This window comes from Reichenbachiella sp. MALMAid0571, from assembly GCF_040151475.1.
Lineage (GTDB): Bacteria > Bacteroidota > Bacteroidia > Cytophagales > Cyclobacteriaceae > CAXBNB01.
Window position 1 is genome coordinate 1 of record NZ_JBDKWG010000150.1, and the last position, 21809, is coordinate 21809.

General features: G+C 38.3%; 19 protein-coding genes. 6 read left to right on the forward strand and 13 right to left on the reverse strand.

Features of this window, described 5'->3' with window-relative positions:
• The first annotated feature begins 279 nt into the window (after nt 1-279).
• Together AAOP42_RS21240 and AAOP42_RS21245 are read left to right on the forward strand one after the other, a co-directional pair.
• Nucleotides 280-1419, forward strand: coding sequence for an acyl-CoA dehydrogenase (locus tag AAOP42_RS21240; RefSeq protein WP_349530601.1), 1140 nt, complete (start codon nt 280-282; stop codon nt 1417-1419).
• A 121-nt stretch (nt 1420-1540) separates the two neighbouring features.
• The gene (locus AAOP42_RS21245) at nt 1541-2461 is read left to right on the forward strand and encodes a helix-turn-helix domain-containing protein (RefSeq protein ID WP_349530602.1); all 921 of its coding nucleotides are present in this window, start codon (nt 1541-1543) and stop codon (nt 2459-2461) included.
• Here AAOP42_RS21245 and AAOP42_RS21250 read toward each other — a convergent pair.
• The 8 genes from AAOP42_RS21250 to secA all read right to left on the reverse strand — a co-directional run bounded on the left by AAOP42_RS21250 (nt 2447) and on the right by secA (nt 10281).
• Entirely contained in the window at nt 2447-3217 is a 771-nt protein-coding gene (locus AAOP42_RS21250) for a phosphoglycerol geranylgeranyltransferase (RefSeq protein WP_349530603.1), read from the reverse strand. The genes AAOP42_RS21245 and AAOP42_RS21250 overlap by 15 nt on opposite strands.
• Nucleotides 3214-3549 (reverse strand): hypothetical protein, encoded by a 336-nt coding sequence (locus AAOP42_RS21255; protein WP_349530604.1) that lies wholly within the window; start codon nt 3547-3549, stop codon nt 3214-3216. Before AAOP42_RS21255 ends, AAOP42_RS21250 begins: the two co-directional genes overlap by 4 nt.
• A complete protein-coding gene (locus tag AAOP42_RS21260; RefSeq protein WP_349530605.1) occupies nt 3542-3886 on the reverse strand; it encodes a phage holin family protein in 345 nt (114 codons plus the stop codon). Before AAOP42_RS21260 ends, AAOP42_RS21255 begins: the two co-directional genes overlap by 8 nt.
• 156 nt (nt 3887-4042) lie before the next feature.
• Entirely contained in the window at nt 4043-4561 is a 519-nt protein-coding gene (locus tag AAOP42_RS21265; RefSeq protein ID WP_349530606.1) for a ferritin, read from the reverse strand.
• 95 nt (nt 4562-4656) lie between these two features.
• The gene (locus AAOP42_RS21270; RefSeq protein ID WP_349530607.1) at nt 4657-5025 is read right to left on the reverse strand and encodes a hypothetical protein; all 369 of its coding nucleotides are present in this window, start codon (nt 5023-5025) and stop codon (nt 4657-4659) included.
• Nucleotides 5026-5220: 195 nt separating this feature from the next.
• Nucleotides 5221-6411: a M20 metallopeptidase family protein gene (locus AAOP42_RS21275; protein WP_349530608.1), complete on the reverse strand. Its 1191-nt coding sequence runs from the start codon at nt 6409-6411 to the stop codon at nt 5221-5223.
• A complete protein-coding gene (locus AAOP42_RS21280) occupies nt 6411-6950 on the reverse strand; it encodes a hypothetical protein (protein WP_349530609.1) in 540 nt (179 codons plus the stop codon). The genes AAOP42_RS21275 and AAOP42_RS21280 overlap by 1 nt, the downstream gene beginning before the upstream one ends.
• Nucleotides 6934-10281: a preprotein translocase subunit SecA gene (gene secA, locus AAOP42_RS21285; protein ID WP_349530610.1), complete on the reverse strand. Its 3348-nt coding sequence runs from the start codon at nt 10279-10281 to the stop codon at nt 6934-6936. The genes AAOP42_RS21280 and secA overlap by 17 nt, the downstream gene beginning before the upstream one ends.
• A 380-nt stretch (nt 10282-10661) precedes the next feature.
• Here secA and AAOP42_RS21290 point away from each other — a divergent pair, with 380 nt between their 5' ends.
• The 4 genes from AAOP42_RS21290 (at nt 10662) to AAOP42_RS21305 (ending at nt 15200) form a co-directional block, all read left to right on the forward strand.
• The gene (locus tag AAOP42_RS21290; protein WP_349530611.1) at nt 10662-13043 is read left to right on the forward strand and encodes a TonB-dependent receptor; all 2382 of its coding nucleotides are present in this window, start codon (nt 10662-10664) and stop codon (nt 13041-13043) included.
• A 5-nt stretch (nt 13044-13048) separates the two neighbouring features.
• A complete protein-coding gene (locus AAOP42_RS21295) occupies nt 13049-13975 on the forward strand; it encodes a DUF4249 domain-containing protein (protein ID WP_349530612.1) in 927 nt (308 codons plus the stop codon).
• A 92-nt stretch (nt 13976-14067) separates the two neighbouring features.
• Nucleotides 14068-14673 carry a DUF4254 domain-containing protein gene (locus AAOP42_RS21300; protein WP_349530613.1) on the forward strand — a complete coding sequence of 202 codons (606 nt, stop codon included), beginning with the start codon at nt 14068-14070 and terminating at the stop codon, nt 14671-14673.
• 227 nt (nt 14674-14900) lie between these two features.
• Nucleotides 14901-15200: a GIY-YIG nuclease family protein gene (locus AAOP42_RS21305; RefSeq protein ID WP_349530614.1), complete on the forward strand. Its 300-nt coding sequence runs from the start codon at nt 14901-14903 to the stop codon at nt 15198-15200.
• A 107-nt stretch (nt 15201-15307) separates the two neighbouring features.
• On the opposite strand, the gene mfd is transcribed toward AAOP42_RS21305, so the two are convergent.
• The 5 genes from mfd to AAOP42_RS21330 all read right to left on the reverse strand — a co-directional run bounded on the left by mfd (nt 15308) and on the right by AAOP42_RS21330 (nt 21805).
• Entirely contained in the window at nt 15308-18652 is a 3345-nt protein-coding gene (gene mfd / locus AAOP42_RS21310) for a transcription-repair coupling factor (protein ID WP_349530615.1), read from the reverse strand.
• 309 nt (nt 18653-18961) lie between these two features.
• Nucleotides 18962-19762, reverse strand: a complete 801-nt coding sequence (locus tag AAOP42_RS21315) for a tetratricopeptide repeat protein (RefSeq protein WP_349530616.1) — start codon at nt 19760-19762, stop codon at nt 18962-18964.
• A gap of 239 nt (nt 19763-20001) precedes the next feature.
• The gene (locus AAOP42_RS21320) at nt 20002-20334 is read right to left on the reverse strand and encodes a DUF6686 family protein (RefSeq protein WP_349530617.1); all 333 of its coding nucleotides are present in this window, start codon (nt 20332-20334) and stop codon (nt 20002-20004) included.
• 17 nt (nt 20335-20351) lie between these two features.
• Nucleotides 20352-20513 (reverse strand): hypothetical protein, encoded by a 162-nt coding sequence (locus tag AAOP42_RS21325; protein ID WP_349530618.1) that lies wholly within the window; start codon nt 20511-20513, stop codon nt 20352-20354.
• 329 nt (nt 20514-20842) lie between these two features.
• On the reverse strand, nt 20843-21805 hold the full coding sequence (locus AAOP42_RS21330) for a HipA domain-containing protein (RefSeq protein ID WP_349530619.1): 963 nt from the start codon (nt 21803-21805) through the stop codon (nt 20843-20845).
• Nucleotides 21806-21809: the final 4 nt, after the last annotated feature.

The following is a 21809-nucleotide window of genomic DNA, read 5'->3' on the forward strand; positions in this document are numbered from 1 at the left end:
CAAAGACCTACTTAAATCTACAGGTCAACCAAATCCACAGACCGAAAAACCCATAAGACTATCTGCCAAATACCAACTACGGTTCGTTCAACACTACATTCATGCTTGGCCTATCGGCCGCACGAATGCTTAGTTATTACGCAGTTATTGTATTTTGTGATGTTATTTCTCGGAGGTAGAGATTAACATGCACACAGGAAATTGATGAAAAGGGATTTGGTATAATAATCAAATCCCTTTTTTATTTTAGATTTGAAGACAACATTACCAAATCCAAAAATGAATTTTAATTTTACAGAAGAGCAACTCGCTGTGAAAGAGGCTGCTCGTGAATTTGCCCAATCTGAATTACTGCCAGGAGTAATAGATCGAGACAACAGTCAAACCTTTCCTAAAGAGGAAATCAAAAAAATGGCTGATCTCGGTTTTTTAGGAATGATGGTTGACCCCAAATATAATGGAGGCGGTATGGATACTGTTTCTTATGTGCTGGCCATGGAGGAAATTTCCAAAGTGGATGCTTCCTGTGCAGTAGTTATGTCGGTAAACAACTCTCTGGTATGCTGGGGACTGGAAAAATACGGCACAGAAGATCAAAAAGAAAAATACCTCAAACGCCTGGCAACAGGAGAAATTCTCGGTGCTTTCTGTTTATCAGAACCGGAAGCAGGTTCTGATGCTACTTCGCAACATACTACAGCCGAAGACAAAGGCGACCATTATTTGTTGAATGGAACCAAAAATTGGATCACAAACGGTAATAGTGCCTCAATATATCTCGTGATGGCTCAAACCAATCCCGAAAAAAGACACAACGGAATAAATTGCCTGATTGTAGAAAGAGGAATGGAGGGATTTGTCGTTGGAAAAAAAGAAGACAAGCTTGGCATCCGAGGCTCGGATACACACTCTTTGATGTTTACCGATGTAAAAGTCCCAAAGGAAAATAGAATAGGAGAAGATGGGTTCGGTTTTAAATTTGCCATGCAAGTATTAAACGGAGGTCGTATTGGTATTGCATCTCAAGCTTTGGGAATTGCCTCGGGAGCATATGAACTTGCCTTAAAATACTCCAAGGAAAGAAAAGCTTTCGGAAAAGAAATTTCTCAACATCAGGGTATTTCTTTTAAGCTAGCAGATATGGCTACTAACATTGATGCTGCCAGATTGTTGTGCATACAAGCTGCTCAACTAAAAGATCAGGGAAAAGGCTTTGTAAAAGCCGCAGCTATGGCAAAGCTTTTTGCCTCAAAAACGGCCATGGATACTACCATTGAAGCTGTTCAGGTTCATGGAGGATATGGCTTTGTAAAAGAATTTCATGTAGAAAGAATGATGCGTGATGCCAAAATCACCCAGATATATGAAGGTACTTCGGAAATACAAAAACTGGTAATAGCGAGAGAATTATTGAAATAATCAAAAAACCGCTATGTATAATTTCACATACAATATTTTGTATTGAATTGATATTATATTAGATTTATACAATAAATTGGGCTGATTTTATTGAAAATTCAGAGATTATTTATAAAAATTAATGGAAGACTATAATAAAATAATAGAATCTTTAAACGTCAGATTTATCAGTGCAAAAAATATTGATATTCTGAAGCCATTGACAATAGAGAACTATTATGATGTAGAAAATGTGGTTCTGTTTGTCCATAAAGGTGAAGTAAGGTTCGGTAAAGACAAACAAGTGGTTAATGAGAATGAAATTCTTTTTATTCCCGGGGGCAAGATGGTTTCCATTACCTATGGAAAAGGAACAGCCACAAGTCTTTCCAATGACGATTTTATTAACAACAGAGACAAATTTTTCCAAAATGCTGATAAAATCGTTCCCAAATCAGAAAACGACAATGTGAGCTTTATAAACTTTGATGCCAAAGTTTTTGACACAGTAAATTTCTTTGCCTCCTTAGATATTCCTCCTTTTATCATCAAAGGTAACAATAAATTGATATCAATAGTGAAAGAAGTGGTATCAGAAATGTATTCAGGGTTTGCAGGAAAGGGCAGGGTTGTAAAACTAGAGACCGATCATTTGGTAGTTGAGATTATCCGACACATTTTAAACAAAGGTTTGTTTGTAGAACAGTTCGCAACCAACTCTACTTACTTCAAAGATCCTCGGCTAATTGACATTTTTGCATATATCAAAAAGAATCTCAACGAAGATCTATCAAATAAAATATTGGCGGATGTCGCCAATGTTTCAGAAGATTATGTTGGTCAGTATTTCAAAATGCTCACAGGCATTAACCCTCAAGACTATATCGAATATCAGCGTATGGAAATGGCAGTGAATATGCTCAGAACATCTAAGAAAAGCATACGAGAAATCGGAAAGGAAGTAGGATACAAAGATACTGCTTATTTCTGCCGACGTTTCAAAATGATGTTTGGGATTCCAGCCGGTAAAATGAGAAGAAGGGAAACACTAATGAATGTTTAGTGCCCTGTTCATCGAGTTAATTTTATCAGAAACACCTATCAACAAACTTTGATTTTTTTCAATCGCATTTCCTATTACTATTAAGTCCGCACCTGCTTCTATAGCATTGTTGGCTTTTCCAACAGAATTGATGCCACCACCTACGATCAACGGAATGTCGATACACCTTTTCACATTAGAAATTATCTTCTGTGAAACAGGCTCATGAGCACCGCTACCAGCGTCCAAATAAATCATTTGTAAACCCAGCATCTCTCCTGCCATAGCCGTACTAGATGCGATGGTAGGCTTGTTTGCCGGAATAGGAGTAGTATTACTCATATAACTTGCTGAGGTCTGATTTCCGGAATTAATCAACATGTAACCCGTAGGAATCACTTCCAACTTGCTGCGCTTGAGGATCGGTGCTGAAAGCACGTGCTGCCCTATCAACATATCCGGGTTTCGACCGGAAATGAGCGATAAAAATAATATGGCATCAGCAGAAGGGTCTATTTGAATATTATTTCCCGGAAATATAATTGTGGGGATGTTGCTGTTTGACTTTATCGTTGAAATCACATTGCTGAAGTTATCATTCACAATGAGACTCCCTCCGACAAAGATGTAATCAACTTTATTCTCTACGCAGAGGTTTACCAGCTTTATTACACTACTCAAATCGTCAACCTTATCCGGGTCGATTAAAACAGCAAACGATTTTATTCCATTCTTTTTTTTATCAATCAGTTCTAAAAGTATATTACCAGCGGTCATTTTATCATTTTGTTTTTTAATGAATCAATCAATAAAGCAAGACTATTTTTGATTAGAAATGCAAGAACCGGATTCATAGACTTGGTTTTGTGAGTCAACTTCTCTACTGATTTTTTATCTTTTTTTAAAGGCTTTTCTTTTCCACTTATTATTTTGAAAACGGCATAACCAGCAACCAAAGCACCACCCACCAAAAGTGATCTTTTCAGGGTTTTATTCAATGATTTATTAAGAGCCGTAGTGCTTCCTTCGATTTCAGACAGCAACCTATTCTCCTTATTAATGAGTGCCTGTCGTTTTTTTGACAATATGGAACTCCCCTGGTCACTCATGCCCTTCATCTGAGATTCCTCCCACAATATTTGACTCTAAATATTGTTTCATTTTTCCTGATTTCAGGAAATATAAAATGACCAAAAGAAGCATAGTATATACACCAGCAAGCACCAAATAACCGCCATAAGTATTTCCCCATATTTCATTTAGGAAATTGGCCAACGCAAAACTTGCAAATGCCAAGACAAACATGGCGATGATAAAAATAATGAGAAAGGCAATCACCTGAGATAAGATTTTAGAGATGTGTTCTGTAAGATCCAGTTTAAGCAACTCGATCTTTACTTTCAGGTAGCCCGATAAGATTTCTTTTAGCTTATTTAGGTTTAGCAAATCCACGTCTCTTTGTCTCTTTAATTAATGAGATAAAGGTATAGTATAAAGCCTATTGAATAAAAATTTGTAAGGAAAGTTTGTAAAATTTATTAGCTGTGGAATGCAAAAAAGATTTTAACCTGCCCTAAGGTGTGGGGCAGGTTTGAAAGTCAACTAAGCTGTAATTTCTTTGATCCGCTCGTCAACAAGCATAAGGCTGGTAGCATCACTACCAAAGTTATCAAAAAGAGCAAGAATGTCACGTGCTGTCGATTCTTCTTCCATTTGCTCGTTGACAAACCAACGCATAAACTCTTCGGTAGCAAAATCATTGGCCATGCGACACTGACTGTAGATTCTGTGTATAGATTCCGTAACAGCTATTTCTGTATTCAGAGCTTCCTCAAATGCACTACGAACAGAATCAAAATCCAAAGTAGCTTCTTTAGAAGCAGGGACAGAGGGCTGTACCCCCATTTTAATCAAATATTTGTATATTTTGAGCATATGCTCACGCTCTTCCTCTGACTGCTTATAGAAAAACCCGGCACTGTTGGTATATCCTTTGATATCACACCAGGCAGCCATAGATAAATAGGAATTTGAAGAATGAAGTTCTAACTGTAATTGTTTTTTTAGTGAAGAGGCAATCTCATCACTTATTGCTATTTTTTGTCTTATCAAGTCTTTCATAATAGTAATTTTAGATACTTAAATTTACTACATTCGACTCTAAAAGGTTTGAACAAATGTTAATTTAAAATCAATCCAAATACAAATAAAGAAGGCTAGACAAGAGTACTTCGATGAATGCTTTGATGAATTATACTATTGAGCTGAAGCATTGCAAACGTTCCTTCCATAAGATTTCTAAGTTCAATTATTTCATCAATAGATAAAACAAAGAGCTTATCTACACAATGTAAGTTTAATATTTCTAATGGAGCAGAATTTGAATCAAGAAGTAAAGACTCCAGATTTACATCAAAAAGCTTTTTTCTGAATGAAATCAAGGTACATACATTCAATTGAAATCGTTCTCCAAATATGTCAAGGTACAATGCATTAGATACATCACACTGGTAAGATGCACATGAGTTTGTGCTATAAATTTGCTCAGGAGAACGCTCTATTTCTTTATGATTCTGACTAAACATTATCTTTTAGGACAGCTTTTACACTTTTTCTTTTTTGCCTTTTTGTACTTCTCACAGCATTTTTTGAACACACAACCGTCCTCTGCTTCACAGTGAAAAAACGAATTGTGAAAATGCTCGGAAATCTTCATTCCACAAAAGTACCTATTTAGAATTAATCTAAATAAAAACCGCCAGTTTTTTTGCAGAAAAATTTTATGAATTCAATTCACTTATTGCCAACCAGGCCATAAGGCCTGGACTAAATGCCAAAGCAGATTCATCTATATCAAAAGTGGGAGTGTGCACTCCGGAAACTATATTTTGGGCTTCATTTCGAGTGCCAAGTCGGTAAAAGCAAGCATTTACCTCCTGAGAATAATATGAAAAATCCTCTGCCGCCATCCATATATCAAGATCCACCACATTTTCTTCTCCCATGTATTTTTTCGCTGCTTCAATTGATCTGGCCGTAAGTTCGGGTTCATTCTTTAAAAATGGATATCCTCTACGGACTTCAAAATCACAGCTGCCACCCATTGATTCCGCCAAGCCCTCCGCCAATTTCTTCATCTTTTCATGTGCTTTGGCACGCCACGGTTCATCAAGGGTTCGAAACGTTCCTTCCAGCTCTACTTTATCGGGGATTACATTGGTAGCACCCTTGGCTGTCACTTTGCCAAATGACAACACAGTGGGTGTCTTTGGATCTGCCACACGACTGACGATTTGCTGAAGTGCTACAATGATATGTGATGCGATCAAAACGGGATCGATGTTCATATCCGGCAATGCACCATGACCGCCTTTTCCTTTCACGGTTACATATATTTCATCAGCACTGGCCATGTACATGCCTTTTCTAAAACCTACCTTACCTGCAGGGATCAATGGCATCACATGTTGACCGAAAATACTTTGTGGAACAGGATTTTGCAATATTCCTTCCTTAATCATGAGGGAAGCTCCACCAGGAATTTTTTCCTCTCCAGGCTGGAATATAAACTTGACTGTTCCTTCAAATTCTCCTTTTACCTGATTTAAAATATAGGCAGATGAAAGTAGAGAAGAAGTATGTACATCATGCCCACAAGCATGCATCACTCCTTCATTTTTAGATTTATAAGGTTTCTCATTTTCTTCCGTAATGGGCAGAGCATCCATATCACCTCTCAAAGCAATTGTTTTTTTCTTAGGATTTTTTCCCTCAATAATCGCTTCAATACCTGTTCCCGCTATTCCCGCTTTATACGAAATCCCCCATTCCCTGAGCTTCGATTCAACAAAAGCACTTGTTTCGTATTCTTCAAAAGATAGTTCAGGATTAGCATGAAGATGTCTTCTATTCTTTTGTGTTTCTTCAAAAAAATTGGTCGAAATCTCCTTAATTTTTTCCAGTAATGGCATTAGTTCTTTGATTCTATGGGAATTCTAATTGGTACCAGTAATGACTGGGCAAATTCGGATTTTAAGATATTATAATCCTTGTTGGCTTCCATTCTGGTATAATACTCTCCTACACTTACTTTGTAGTTTGGCTGATCGTAAGTCACCAAAGGGCTGTACTGATCGGATATTGAATAAATTTGCTTCTTTATTTCGTATGCTTTTTCCTTGTCGTTTCCAGAGTAAACCTGAATACTAAGCCCATTGATAAACTTAATATTCTCTTTAGATTTCTTCACTCTGAGTAAAACACTATCCAATTCACTTTTTATGTGATGGGTTGGTTCAACCATCGGTTTTAGAATGACCTGATCACCCCCAGTATTGTCGTCAAATGAATAATTCGGTTCAGTGTATTTGTTCCTATAAATAGAAATATCTTCCTCATAAGTGGTAGTAGTTGTAACGCTCTTGATAGCAGAGGGCGCACAAGAATAGATTGTAGCCGCAAAGCAAACTACCAGACTGACTTTTAAATATGTTTTATTCCAGAATAACACAGCTATTGTTTTTCAAGTCTTCCTCTATAGATTTAAACTTCACATTTTCCTTAACCGTACCATCCGAATACTGAACATTGACACGGTCATTCCTGCCATATATCTTTTCCGATTTTACAGGAGCACTTCTTTCAACAGGTGGCCGATTGTTTTCTCTTCTACTCAGCAAAGATCTGCTTTCTTCTTTAGACTCGCTATAATTTTGCTTCGACTTTTGCTGCTTTGCTTCATGAACTTCGTCTGGGTTTTCTATGGGTATTACAGCTTTCATCAGGAATGAAATGGTGTCTTCATTCACCTTTGCTATAAACCTCTTGAACAGTTCGAAAGATTCGAATTTATAAATAAGAAGAGGATCCTTTTGTTCATACACCGCATTTTGAACTGATTGTTTCAGATCGTCCATTTCGCGTAGATGTTCTTTCCAACTTTGATCAATGATCGCCAGAGCAATCATTTTTTCCATCGCTTTAATTACCTCTTTTCCTTCGGTTTTAACGGATTTTTCCAAATTGGCTACTACACCTACTTGCTTTTTGCCATCAGAAAAGGGAATCATTACATCCTGAACAGTAGCACCTCTGGTCAACTGAATATTCTTCAATACCGGTAACGACTGGTCAGCAACTCTTTTGTTTTTATTGTGATACTGACTTAATACATCGTTGTACAATTTATCGGACAATTGTGCTTCCGAATTTGATGTAAATTCCTCTTGAGAAATTTTCACATCCAAACCCAACACACTCAAACAATTTAGCTTGAAGCTATCATAGTCAGATGCTGCTTTGGCATTGATTACCAAATCTTCTGAAGTATCGTACATCATGTTCAGAATATCAAGATCAAGTCTTTCCCCGAACAGTGCATTTTTTCTTCTGGTATAGATAACATCACGTTGCGAGTTCATAACATCATCATATTCCAATAGCCTTTTTCTCATCGCAAAGTTGTTTTCTTCAACTTTTTTCTGAGCCCTTTCGATTGACTTGGTGATCATGCTATGTTGGATTACTTCACCCTCTTCAAGGCCAAGTCTGTCCATGATTTTTGCAATCCTGTCCGAACCAAAAAGTCGCATAAGGTTGTCTTCCAGCGAAACGAAAAACTGGGAAGACCCAACATCTCCCTGCCTACCCGCACGCCCTCTCAACTGACGGTCAACACGACGAGATTCGTGACGTTCAGTACCTATGATTGCCAACCCTCCTGCTGCTTTTGATTCAGGAGTAAGCTTAATATCGGTTCCCCTACCCGCCATGTTTGTGGCAATTGTAACTGTCCCTGGCTGACCTGCTACAGCAACCACATCAGCTTCCCTGGCATGTTGCTTCGCATTTAGCACCTGATGTTTAATTCCCTTCATATCCAGCATCCTGCTGATCAACTCTGATATTTCTACAGAAGTGGTACCTACCAACACAGGCTGTCCTTTTCTGGTTAGCTCTAAGATTTCTTCCGCAACAGCGTTGAATTTTTCACGCATTGTTTTGAAAACTTTGTCCTCCATATCACTCCTGGTAATTGGACGATTTGTTGGTATTACTACTACATCGAGTTTATATATCTCCCAAAATTCTCCTGCTTCGGTTTCCGCAGTACCTGTCATACCACATAGTTTGTGGTACATTCTAAAGTAGTTTTGAAGCGTGACTGTAGCGTAGGTTTGAGTAGCATCTTCAACTTTCACGTTTTCTTTTGCCTCAATAGACTGATGCAAACCATCAGAATACCGACGACCTTCCATCACCCTGCCAGTCTGCTCATCAACTATTTTCACTTTACCATCAACTACGATGTATTCCACATCTTTCTCAAACAGAGTATATGCTTTCAATAGTTGATTTATGGAATGAATTCTTTGAGCTTTTACAGAATAATCTTTTATGACTTCTTCCTTTTGAGTCAACATTTCTGTTTCTGACAAAGAACTATCCTCTTCCAGTTTAGAAATTTCAATACCTATATCGGGCATGATAAAGAAGGATGAATCTTCCCCTTCTCCTGTGATCAGATCTATTCCCTTTTCTGTTAGTTCTATACTATTGTGCTTTTCATCAATGGTGAAATAAAGAGGCTCATCTGCTTCAGGCATATTTTTTTGATTGTCCTGAAGATAAAAATTTTCTGTTTTTTGAAGAATCTGTCTCATACCCGTCTCACTAAGGAATTTGATCAGGGGTTTGTACTTAGGAAGTCCTCGGTACGCTCTGAACAGAGGCAACCCTCCATCATTTTCATTTCCTTCCTTAATGAGCTTTTTAGCTTCAATCAAATATTGAGATACCAGTTTCTTCTGAGCTTCTACCAGTTTACTTATACGAGGTTTTAATTCGTAAAATTCATGCTCATCTCCTTTTGGAATAGGGCCGGATATGATCAGCGGTGTTCTGGCATCATCTACTAAAACCGAATCGACCTCATCCACCATTGCGAAGTGATGTTTCCTTTGCACAAGTTCTTCGGGATCACGAGACATATTGTCTCTCAGGTAGTCAAATCCAAATTCGTTGTTGGTTCCATAAATGATATCACACTTATATGCATTTCTTCTTTCAGGTGAATTTGGTTGAAAGTTGTCAATGCATGCAACAGTCAACCCATGGAATTGAAATATTGGTGCATTCCACTCCGAATCTCTTTTTGCAAGGTAATCGTTCACTGTTACCACATGTACTCCTCTGCCTGCCAAGGCATTTAGGTAGGCAGGCAATGTAGCAACAAGCGTTTTTCCTTCACCAGTTGCCATTTCGGCTATTTTTCCCTGATGCAATACCACACCTCCAATGAGCTGTACATCATAGTGAATCATATTCCACTCAACCTCCGTGCCGTGAGCCATCCATTTGTTATGCCATATAGCGGTATCTCCCTGGATTTCAATATGAGCTTTGTTAGCTGCCAACTGCTTATCTTCCATTGTAGCAGAAACAGTCAATTTTTTGTTTTCTGTAAACCTTCTTGCGGTCTCTTTTACTACAGCAAAAGCCCTGGGTAATATCTTCAACAGGATTACTTCGAGTTCCTCATCTCTTTTCTCTTCCAGTTTGTCTATTTCTCCAAAAACTTCTTCTTTTTCGGAAATATCAAGATCCGGATTTTCATCTACTCTTTTGTGAAGTTCGGCTATTTTATCATCTATAGATTTTAGCCCTTCATTGATTTCACTCTTCAGTTCACGGGTCTTGTCTCTAAGTTGATCATCTGTGATCGAACTCAATTTTGTATATTCGGTATTTACCAATTCTACATAAGGAACCAGTTCTTTCAAATCTTTGTCTGCCTTGGTTCCAAAAACCTTCGCAATACCTTTAGCAATCGAATTAAACATATATATTGATTCTACTAATTTTCAATTTATTTGGGTAGTTCACCTTACAACATTCGAACCAACCAAACTAATGGGACAAATTGTCATGAAGGACTTAATCGGATGTAAAGGTAGTAGCTTTTTTAGTTTTGAAAAGCAATATAGAAAGGTCTGTTTACAATTTCGGTTTGCTCTTACTGTTTGCGTTCTTTCCCGTATAAATTGAAAGCCAAAATCTCATTCAACTAAAATGTAAGATTGTTTAATTATTCAGCCTTCCACAACTAGCTTTGTTTTTCAATAAAAAAATCAACTTACTACAAACAACATACGTTCACCTCTTTGAATTCATCAAATCAGTAATATATAGATTTATAAATCTTACTCACCACCTTTCCAAAATGAACAAAATCTTTTCACTTTTTTTAGTTTTAGTCCTAAGCTATACGATTGCAATTGGTCAGGGACAAGTAACCATCAGTGGCTATATTAAGGATTCCTCCAATGGAGAGGATTTGATAGGTGCTACTGTGTATGTCAAAGAACTTGAATCCGGAACTGTCACCAATGTGTATGGTTTTTACTCATTTTCTCTTAGTCCGGGAATTTACGAGGTTGAATACAGATACATTGGTTATGCAACGGAAATCCGAAAACTAAACCTTGAAGCCAATCAAAGAATAGATATAGAACTGAACAATGCCAGCAAGCAACTCGAAGAAATAGTGGTGACTGGTGAACCGGAAGATGTGAATGTCTCCGGAATACAAATGAGTGCAGACAAAATGGATATGAAGACCATGCAAAAAATCCCCCCACTACTAGGGGAAGTGGATGTGTTGAAAAGTATTCAATTATTGCCGGGAGTATCAACTGTAGGAGAAGGAGCCTCTGGATTTAATGTGAGGGGTGGAAGCACAGGACAAAATCTCGTCCTTTTAGATGAAGCTCCTGTTTTCAATTCGTCACACATGCTGGGTTTCTTTTCTGTTTTCAATCCAGATGCAGTTAAGGACATCAAACTTATCAAGGGAGGAATTCCCTCAAGATACGGAGGAAGAATTTCTTCCATTCTGGATATAAGAATGAAAGACGGAAATAATAAGGAGTTTGAAGCCACAGGTGGAATTGGAACAATTTTTAGTCGGTTGGCAATAGAAGCCCCCATAGTAAAAGATAAAGCATCCTTCATCCTGGCGGCACGTCGGTCTTATATTGATGTATTGACCAAACTGACAACCGACGTATTAGACGATGGGGCGGCCTTGAATTTTTACGACCTGACTTTAAAAACCAACTATAATATCAATAAGAAGAACAGGGTGTTTGTTTCAGGGTATTTAGGTCGAGACAATTTTAAGTTTGATGCCCAGCAGGGATTTAATTGGGGAAATAGAACACTCACCACTCGTTGGAATCATATTTTTAATGACCGTCTTTTTTCAAATATCACAGGTTTTTTCAGCGACTATGACTACCAACTGGCTTTTGGAGAAGATGAATTGGATCGGTTTGATTGGAGTTCCAGAATTTTCACTTATGATTTAAAACCCGAATTTACTTATTTTATAAATCCTCAAAACGAATTGAGTTTTGGAGGGGAATTTTTGTTGTACCGCTTTGAGCCTGCCAACGCCGTAGGAGTAAGCAACGGTGAAGTACAGGACATTACTATAGATCAAAAATATGCTGTGGAAACATCCACTTATATTGAAAATGTACAACAATTAGGATCTAGCGTTTCTATTCAATATGGTGCCCGTTTTTCTCATTTTCAATACATTGGCCCGGGCACTTATTTTGAGTTTGATGAGCAACCTGCCGGAACGAGAAGAAATGTTATAAATGAATATAAAGCCGAAAGTGGTGAAACAATTCAATCGTATAACAATCTGGAACCCAGATTTTCATTCAAATACCAATTGAATAATTCTACTTCACTCAAAACCAGCTACAACAGAACCAGTCAATATGTTCACCTGATTTCAAATACCACCGCCTCAAATCCATTGGATATCTGGATACCAAGTAGCAACAATGTGAAACCACAAACCGGACATCAGATTGCGGTAGGATGGTTCAAAAATTTCGGAAACGACAACAACATAGAAACATCAGTAGAAGCCTACTACAAAAAAACCAATAACCAGATTGACTATATAGACGGAGCTGATATTCTGATCAATGAATTTTTAGAAGGAGATCTGCTTACTGGTATCGGCCGGGCTTATGGATTGGAATTTTCTGTCAAGAAGAAAGTTGGTAAAGTCAATGGCTGGGTAAGCTATACGCTTGCCAAAACTGAACTTAAGGTTGATGGTATAAACAATAGCAACTGGTATCCTACCAGATATGATCAAAGACACAATTTAAAAATTACATCATTTTATGAAACGCCCGGAAGATGGTCGTTTTCTTCAACTTTCACACTGATCACCGGAACACCAACTACATTTCCATCTGACAGGATCGAAGTGCAGGGAATGGTTATTCCATACAATGCTGAGGGCTCAAGAAACAATGTCAGGATAGGTTCCTACCATAGACTAGACTTGTCAGCAACACTTCAGGGCAAAAAATTAAGAAATGGAAAACCAAGAAAGAACGAAAACTTCTGGGTATTCTCTGTTTACAATGCCTATGGACGTAAGAATCCATTCTCCATCTATTTCACTCAGGAAGACACACGACGGGCACTGGGACAAGCCATTACAACAGAAGGCAGGCAGGTTTCCATTCTGGGTTCATTGATTCCTTCCATTTCCTACAATTTTAAATTCTAGAAAAAATGAAAAAGTTATTTATATTCTCCATAATTTCTTTGACAGCACTTTTCATCTCTTGTGACGACAAAATAGATATCGACTTACCTGATTCGGATGCGGTGATTGTAGTAGATGCATGGCTCAACAACCTGCCAGAAAATCAGAAAATAATACTCACCTGGAGTCAAAACTATTTTGATAGCAATGAACCAACCGGCATAACTGACGCCCAGGTAACTGTAACCGATGGAGCAGATACTTTCGACTTTGTCCACACAGACAATGGAACTTACATCTGGACACCTCCAGATGGTGAAGTCTTTGGAACTATTGGTTCAGAATATACCCTGGCAGTAAATATTAATGGAGAAGAATTTACCTCTGTCACTCAAATGAATCAAGTACCAACTGTTGACAGTGTTACTTTTAAATTCGAACCAGAAGACACTTTTTTCCCTGACAGCTATTTAGGAGAATTTTGGTCGAGAGATATAGAAGGAGAAGGAAATACATACTGGATCAAATCCTATAAAAATGGTGAATTACTAAGCAAACCTTCCGAGATGAATATCGCTTACGATGCAGGGTTCAACAAAGGTGGGGGGCTGGACAATTTAATATTCATCCCTCCGATCAGAAATGCCGTCAATCCATTTGATGAAGATGCTAATGACGAGTTTGTTTCTCCATATAAAGATGGAGATGCCTTAAAAGTAGAAATACACTCCATAAGTGAAGATGCATTCAATTTTTTAACCAACGTGCGTGTTCAGACAGACAGACCAGGTGGTTTCGGAGAGTTGTTTGCTCAGCCATTGTCCAATGTGCCTACAAACATAGTGAGTTCCAACCCAAACGCAACAAAGGTAGCTCAGGGCTTTTTTAATGTAGCTGCCATAGAATCCAATAGTGCTACGCTGGATGTCAGCAAGGTACCCAAAGGGAATTGATGAAGCTTTAGTAAACCCTAGATGCTTTTACATTCAATTGTGATTACAGGAGTCATTGCATAGTTTTGCGATTCAATTTTTGAAGCATCACTATGGTCATCAACAGTAAATTATTCAATACAATTTTTCAGGAAAGCATAAACATCTATCATATTAAAGATGATATAAATACTCCTTGCCCTAATCCGTATGAAAAAGGAAGTATTGAACATATTCTTTTTGCCAAAAACTGGATAGATACTGTACAATGGCACATGGAAGACCTGATCAGAATGGTAGATATCAATCCTGTTGATGCCTTGAAAATCAAGCGTGATATTGATGCTTCGAATCAGGTAAGAACAGATACTGTAGAACAATTCGAAGACTTTCTTTTTGCACAATACAGACATGTGAAAATATCACCTGATGCCAGAGTGAATACCGAAACTCCAGGATGGGCGATGGACAGGCTTTCCATTCTCAATTTGAAATTGTACCACTTCAAAGAAGAACTAAACAGAGAAGGTATAAGCCCTGCGCATTTTGAAAAATGCAAAAAGAAAGTGGATGTATTGGAAGAACAATACAAGGACCTCTCCAATGCCATTGATGCTTTATTAGAAGAAATAGCCACAGGAAAATGCCAGATCAAAGTCTATCGCCAAATGAAAATGTACAACGACGAAGAGCTAAATCCTATGCTGAGGAAGAAATAGGCAAAGTGACAAGCAAATTAGCCTTAATTAATCATTTCAACCCAGACTTGAATTAATGGTTTCTCAAAGTGGTCAGTAAGAATTACCCGTCATTGCGAGGAGGCACGACGAAGCGATCTTTCACCTAAACCCATCGAGGTATCTTATACAGATTGCTTCACTACGTTCGCAATGACGTGGAGTTCTTGGCTGTTGTATTTCATTCGGATTGAACTTATTTTTAGTCTATGGAAAAAGGTGGATGCATCTATATTCTAACCAACAAAAACAAAAAGGTTCTCTATACCGGAGTGACATCTGATTTGCAATCTCGTGTGTATGAACATAAAACCAGAGTTCATCCAAAAAGTTTTACTGCAAAATACAATGTTGATTGGTTGGTCTATTACGAGACTTTCCATTCTATCGAAGAGGCAATTGACAGAGAAAAGCAATTGAAAGCAGGATCAAGAAAGAAAAAATTAGACTTGATCAATAGTTTCAATCCTAACTGGAAAGATTTATATGAAGATATCTTAAAATGGTGAAATATGAATTATCCGTCATCGCGAGGAACGAAGCGATCTTTCCTTACATCCATACAGATTGCTTCACTGTGTTCGCAATGACGTGAAGCCCGGAAGTGTCTTTAATATCATTCAATCTCGCTCAACACTTCAATCCCGCGATCAATGGAATGAACCCCAGAGATAATCAATAGAAGTTTGTCTTTTATCTCTTTCAGACCGCAAGTTTTACTGTGCTGCTGAACGTACTGCAAGATTCTCCCAAATTTGTCTGAATTGAAATATTCCTGATTGTCAGATGGAAGAAAATTACACTTCATCTTGCCACTCTTTAAGCTCAACTTTTCAAAACCAAGCGATATAGCAAACCACCTTAGGCGTACGGTTTTAAACAAATCCTGAACTTCAGCAGGCAATTTACCAAAGCGGTCTTCAACAGAGCTGATAAATTCATCCAACTCCTTTTGGTCTTTGATATTATCAATTTGTGTATATAAGCTCAACCGCTCTGTAATGTTTTTCACATACTCCTCTGGGATCAGGATTTCCAAATCCGTTTCAATGATACAATCTCTGACGAGTGCTTTGGTTTGACTGGCCAACTCATTCTCAAAAAGGGCTTTGTATTCATTTTCTTTCAAATCCTGAATAGCTTCATCCAAAATCTTATGGTACATATCAAAACCAATATCAGAAATAAATCCACTTTGCTCACCACCCAATAGGTTTCCTGCACCTCTGATGTCCAAATCCCTCATAGCCACCTTGAAGCCATCTCCCAAATCTGAAAACTCTTCCAATGCGCTCAGCCTTTTTCTGGCATCTGCCGACAATTTAGAAGTCGGTGGGGTAAACAGGTAACAAAATGCCTTTTTGTTAGATCTACCTACCCGTCCTCTCATTTGATGGAGGTCTGACAACCCAAAATTCTGAGCGCTGTTGATGATGATGGTATTGGCATTGGGAATATCCAATCCTGACTCAATGATATTGGTTGAAACCAAAACATCGTATTCACCTTCAATGAACTTCATCATTGTCTTTTCGAGTTTAGCTCCATCCATTTGACCGTGTGCTACGCCTATCCTGGCATCTGGCACAAGGCGGTATATAATATTGGCTATGCCGTCAATGTCCGCAACCCTGTTGTGAACAAAGAAAACCTGACCTCCTCTGCGAAGTTCAAAACTGATCGCATCCCGGGTGATTTCTTCATTGAACACATGCAATTCTGTAGTAACTGGTTGGCGGTTCGGAGGGGGTGTAGATATTATACTCAGGTCTCTGGCACCCATCAGAGAAAAATGAAGCGTTCTGGGAATGGGTGTTGCTGTCAGGGTAAGTGTATCCACATTTACCTTTATCTCTTTGAGCTTGTCTTTTACCTTTACACCAAATTTTTGCTCTTCATCAATTACCAACAACCCCAGGTCTTTGAACTGCACATCTTTATTGGCAATGCGGTGCGTACCAATCAGTATGTCCAGCTTTTTCTCCTTCACTTTTCCCAAAATATCTTTGATCTCCTTTGTGGTTCTAAACCGATTGACATAATCAATATCCACAGGAAATCCGGCCAGTCTTTCTTTAAAAGTACGGTAATGCTGCATGGCAAGAATCGTAGTAGGTACAAGTATTGCCACTTGTTTTCCATTCACCACAGCCTTGAATGCCGCTCTGATCGCTACTTCCGTTTTTCCAAAACCTACATCTCCACAAACCAATCTGTCCATTGGATGTGGTTTTTCCATGTCTTCTTTTACACTTTCTGAAGCAGAAGCCTGATCGGGTGTGTCTTCATAGATAAAGGACGTTTCCAATTCTGCCTGTAGATAACTGTCAGGCTCAAAAGCAAATCCGGGAGCAGCCTTTCTCTTGGCATACAAAGCAATCAGGTCTTTGGCAATGTCCTGTACATTCTTCTTAACCTTTTTCTTTTTGTTCTCCCATTCAGGGGATCCAAGCTTATTCACTATCGGGGCTTCAGTATCTTTGCCACTGTATTTGGAAATTTTGTGTAATGCATGAATACTGATGTACAGCAAGTCATTGTCTTTATATACCAGTCTGATGGCTTCCTGTTTGTTGCCGTTCACTTCGATAGTGTCCATTCCGGCAAAACGGCCAATACCATGATCTATATGCACCACAAAATCTCCTGTTGATAATGTCCTCAGTTCCTTGAGGGTCAGTGCTTTTGATTTGGAATGTTTTTTTCGAATCTTATACCTGTGAAACCTTTCAAAAAGTTGGTGATCGGTAAAACAAGCAATCCGAGATTGGTTGTCAATAAAACCTTCTCTCAAACCAATAAAAAGACTGCTAAATTTGATGAATGGATTTATTTTTTCAAAAATAGATTCAAGCTGATTGATCGGTTTTTCAGACTCAGACGCCACTATAGTGGTATAGTCCTTCTGCTGAAAATCTTCCAACGATTGAGTAATCAGATCAAAGTTTTTATTGAAAGAAGGCTGGGCAGAAGTGTCAAATTGAAATACATGATCCGGTTTTAAATAAAACCTGTTTCCAAATTCGATCTTCACATATTTTTCTATGGAGTCTGAAAATGATTGCTGCGTTTCAAACAAATAATCCGGTTTGAAAATCCCCGTATTGCCACTAGAATCAATAATTGTTTGAAAACTTTCGCTTGCCCGGGTATAATATTTTTCTATTACATCCAGCGTTTGTTGATAATCTTTGATCCAAAGTTTCGAGTTCTTTGGAATAAAATCGAAAAAAGACTCTCGCTTTTCTTCAAGCAGTTTAGTTTGTACATTCGGAATAATATTTACCTCTTTCAGGCTTTCGTTGGAAAGCTGGGTTTCCGGATCAAAAGTCCTGATGCTTTCAATTTCATCCCCAAACAACTCTATCCTGGCCGGAAGCTCTCCGGCATAAGAATAAATGTCAACAATACCTCCACGAATGGCAAACTGACCGGGTTCATAAACAAAATCATCCTGTACGAAACCATAGGTCAAAAACAGCTCCGTCAAAAACTCTATATCCACCGATTCCCCCACTCTGGCTGTCCAGGTATTGGCCACCAACGACTTTTTGTTGATTACTTTTTCAGTCAATGCCTCAGGGTAGGTCACGATCAATTCCCCTGAAGACGCTTTATGATTGATCCTATTGAGGATTTCGGCCCGCATCAGAATATTGGCATTCTCAATCTCCTCAAATTCATACGGCCTTTTATAAGATGAAGGAAAAAACAATATTTCCTTATCACCAAATAGATTTTGAAGATCGTTGTGAAAATAGGCAGCCTCCTCTTTTTCATGCAGAATGAAAATATGGTTCTGATGATTGATAGAGTATATGGAAGAAGCCACTATTGCATCCAGGCTACCCGCCAAACCTTTAATTTGAACGTTCTTCGGTTCGTTCGGTTTGGCCGTTTCCGCCAATCCGATAATATTGCTTTCTGACTTAAATAGCTTTAATAGGTCTCTTCCTTTCAACGGTCTGTATTTATTTTAGAGGCTGCAAAGGTAAAAATTAATTCGAGCTAAAATAGAGCTGTGGTATTTGTCTGTTGGGCGTGCCCCTTCGGGTCGGGCTTTCGGCACTCGCCTGGCCTTCCCCACTCCAACTTCGGGCTCAAACAAAGCCTCTATCCCTCACGCAAAAAGGGCATACACATTTAAAATTTCTTACTCTCCCCAGAACAGTTCTGGGGTCTGTTAGTATTGACTGTGACTTTAAAAGATACCGCAACAAGTGCGGTAAGGAGGTTTAATTTTTAAATGAGATTGTCCTTACGTTCCTTTTTACAAACAATACTCTTTCAAAGCCTCCGCCGACAATTTTTTGTCGTAATTGGCCAGATTTTTAAAATCCTGGCAAGCTGCTTTTTTATTTTTAATCTGAAAATTGCAAACTCCTCTTTTATAAAAAATTTCCCAGGTTTTCAGATTCAAATCTATGGCCTTGGAAAAATCTGAAACCGCCAACGGAAAGTTTCCAATTTGCTCAAGAATTACACCCCTGTTGTAGTAGGCATGAGCAAAATCCTTTTTTTTATTGATGAAAAAGTTAAAGTCTTTCAATGCACCATATTGATCGCCAAAGGATGCTCTTGCCACACCCCTATGATAGTAGGTATTCAAATGATCGGGATTGGTTTTTAGTGCTTCATTGAAATAATGGGTAGCATCCATGAATTGCATCAGCTTAAAACAACATTTTCCCTTCAGGCTATTTGCATCAAAATTACTTTCGTCAAGAGCCAAAATATTGTCTGCATCTACTATCACACTTTCATATTTTTCCATTTTCATATTGCATCTGGCTCTACCTAGAAAACCCTCTACAAACTTGGGGTTGAGTTTTATGCTTTTGGAATAATACGGAACCGCTTCTTTAAAATCGCCAAGTTCTTCATGGCATCTGGCTATGTTGTACAATGTATAGTAGCTGTTAGGATCCAGTTTATCGGCGGCTTTGAAGAACTCCAAGGCATCTCCATAATCTTCATTATTGAAAGCCTCCTCTCCTTTTTCCAGGTTGTTGACGCATGACATCAAAAAGAAAGTAGCTGAAATGGAAATGCAAAAAGCTATTTTATACATTGGCTTGAATTTGACATTGCCAAGCAAAAATTATTCCTTTCTTATATTCATGTTTTTTTCTGCGGCTTCACGCCCCTATTTGGTATTAGCATCATCAGAGAGATTTGCGACCTCAGCGGAGGCAGAGGTGATGAAAACAAGAACCTCTTTGCGACAAAGAAGCAGACTTTGATTTGAGGATTTTAATTGTGGTAATAGTATAGCCAATTTAGGACATGCCAGATATAGAAATGGTACTCTTATGAATGAGGATTCAAAACACCATAAGCGTCCAGTACCAATTTAGCTTGCTGGGTAAGCTCCTTTAGCTCGTAAAATTCTTCCTGAAAAAAGACGAGTTGAATATCCTGATGACAGGTGTTTACCACGATCTGTTTGCTGCTACCTGACACCCCTGAAGCGCATGTTTCAAAATCAATACGACTTATCGACTTACAGAACAAATGAAAATGTTCGTCAGTAAATCCAAGTAAAAAGTTTTTATAATAAAACCCGACTCTTTTGCAGCAACCACAATTTGATATGCTGAAATATTCTCCTTCGATCAATATTTTTGGTTTGCATTTTTTCATATCATTGGTTGTTTTCTCTATTTGGCATGGCACTGTAGTGCGTTAAGAATACTCCTTTGTAAATAGGGGCATTGCGAATCTCTGGTGATCTTCAATATCAATTTCTTATTGGGCTTTGGTTTTGCAAGTTCAGTCTCCATCTCCTGCATTACTTTATCATAATTGAATCTATTATCCATTCTGTTTTGGCTTATAATGTAGTGCCTTAAGCGGTCTCGGATCTTTAAAAGGAATTATTACTATGCTCAAGGATTACTTTCCGAGACTGCTAAGGACTTTATCAATTAACTATGACACAAAGATGGGCTGTATCTCACTGGTTGTCAATCGCTATCACTAGGCAATTTGATCACTATTAGTAGCTAATTGAGCGGTCTTTAGAAAGGGTTATAAAGTTTTGTACTCATGGAATGGCTTCACCCAAACTTCCAGGCACCTTTTGCATATTACGGGAAATAACCTGTGGCCTCAACCAGTATGGATTATGCTTTTTAGAATATGGCTCGTTTTATTCCAACCCTATCTGTTTTGCTTTTCGTTTTATCAGTTCTTTATAACCATCATTCATGGCATTTGGCAAAAAGCTTTCATCAATAAATTTGATCCATTTTGGGAATAGCTTTTTGTATTTCTTAAAAATATTATCTGTTACTTTTTGATCCAATCCCGAACCTTTCATAGCCGTTTCAAAATCATTTCTTACTATCTTTTTCTTCCTCCCATTTAAAGTAAGTGCCAAATCTTCATCGTCACCCTCCACAACCAATTCGGATGCTACCAGGTCATAAGCCGGACACAAAGAATAGTCCGAGTCCATCCTGATAAGTGAAAAATTTTTCAAATGCATGTCGTTGTTGCCGGTTAAAAAACTAAAAAGAACCAGCTCGTAAAAATCAGTCAAATCAAGCCCTGGGTTTGCAGAATACCTTCTTATTGCTTTCCCGATTTGCTCATAAGAGCCTTTGTATTTATGCTCTGTCAGTCTTTCTGTCAACTGGCACATGTCTTCCATGTGTATCTTATTGCCATTCTTCCGGTCAATTCTTTTTGTGATGTAAGCCAATTGTCCGGATTTCAACCTGATAAGTGAATGATCAACAGTTTTAATCTTACTCATCTCAGCCAGATGCATGGTCAAATCCTCATTCTCCGGAAGATTTGGGTACATTTCGGTTTGAGGTTTCAAGATGTATTCTCCCCACAGCCCAACGATTGCGAATCGTTCTGGAATGTCAGATCCTTTCTCTAATCCAAGTGACAGTTTAGGTTGTACTCCTGTAACAGTTTTTTGACTTTTAACTACCTGCTCTGCCAATTCCAGCATTTGCTCTTGGGTAAACTCTAATTTTGGTGGAGCCAACGTTCCAAAAAACTTCTTGCTACATCGTGAGTGATATCCTTCCTTTCCGGCAGGTGTCATTAATTCTCCCGAATCAATTTTTTTGTAACAGTACAGGCATTTGTTTTCCATCTTT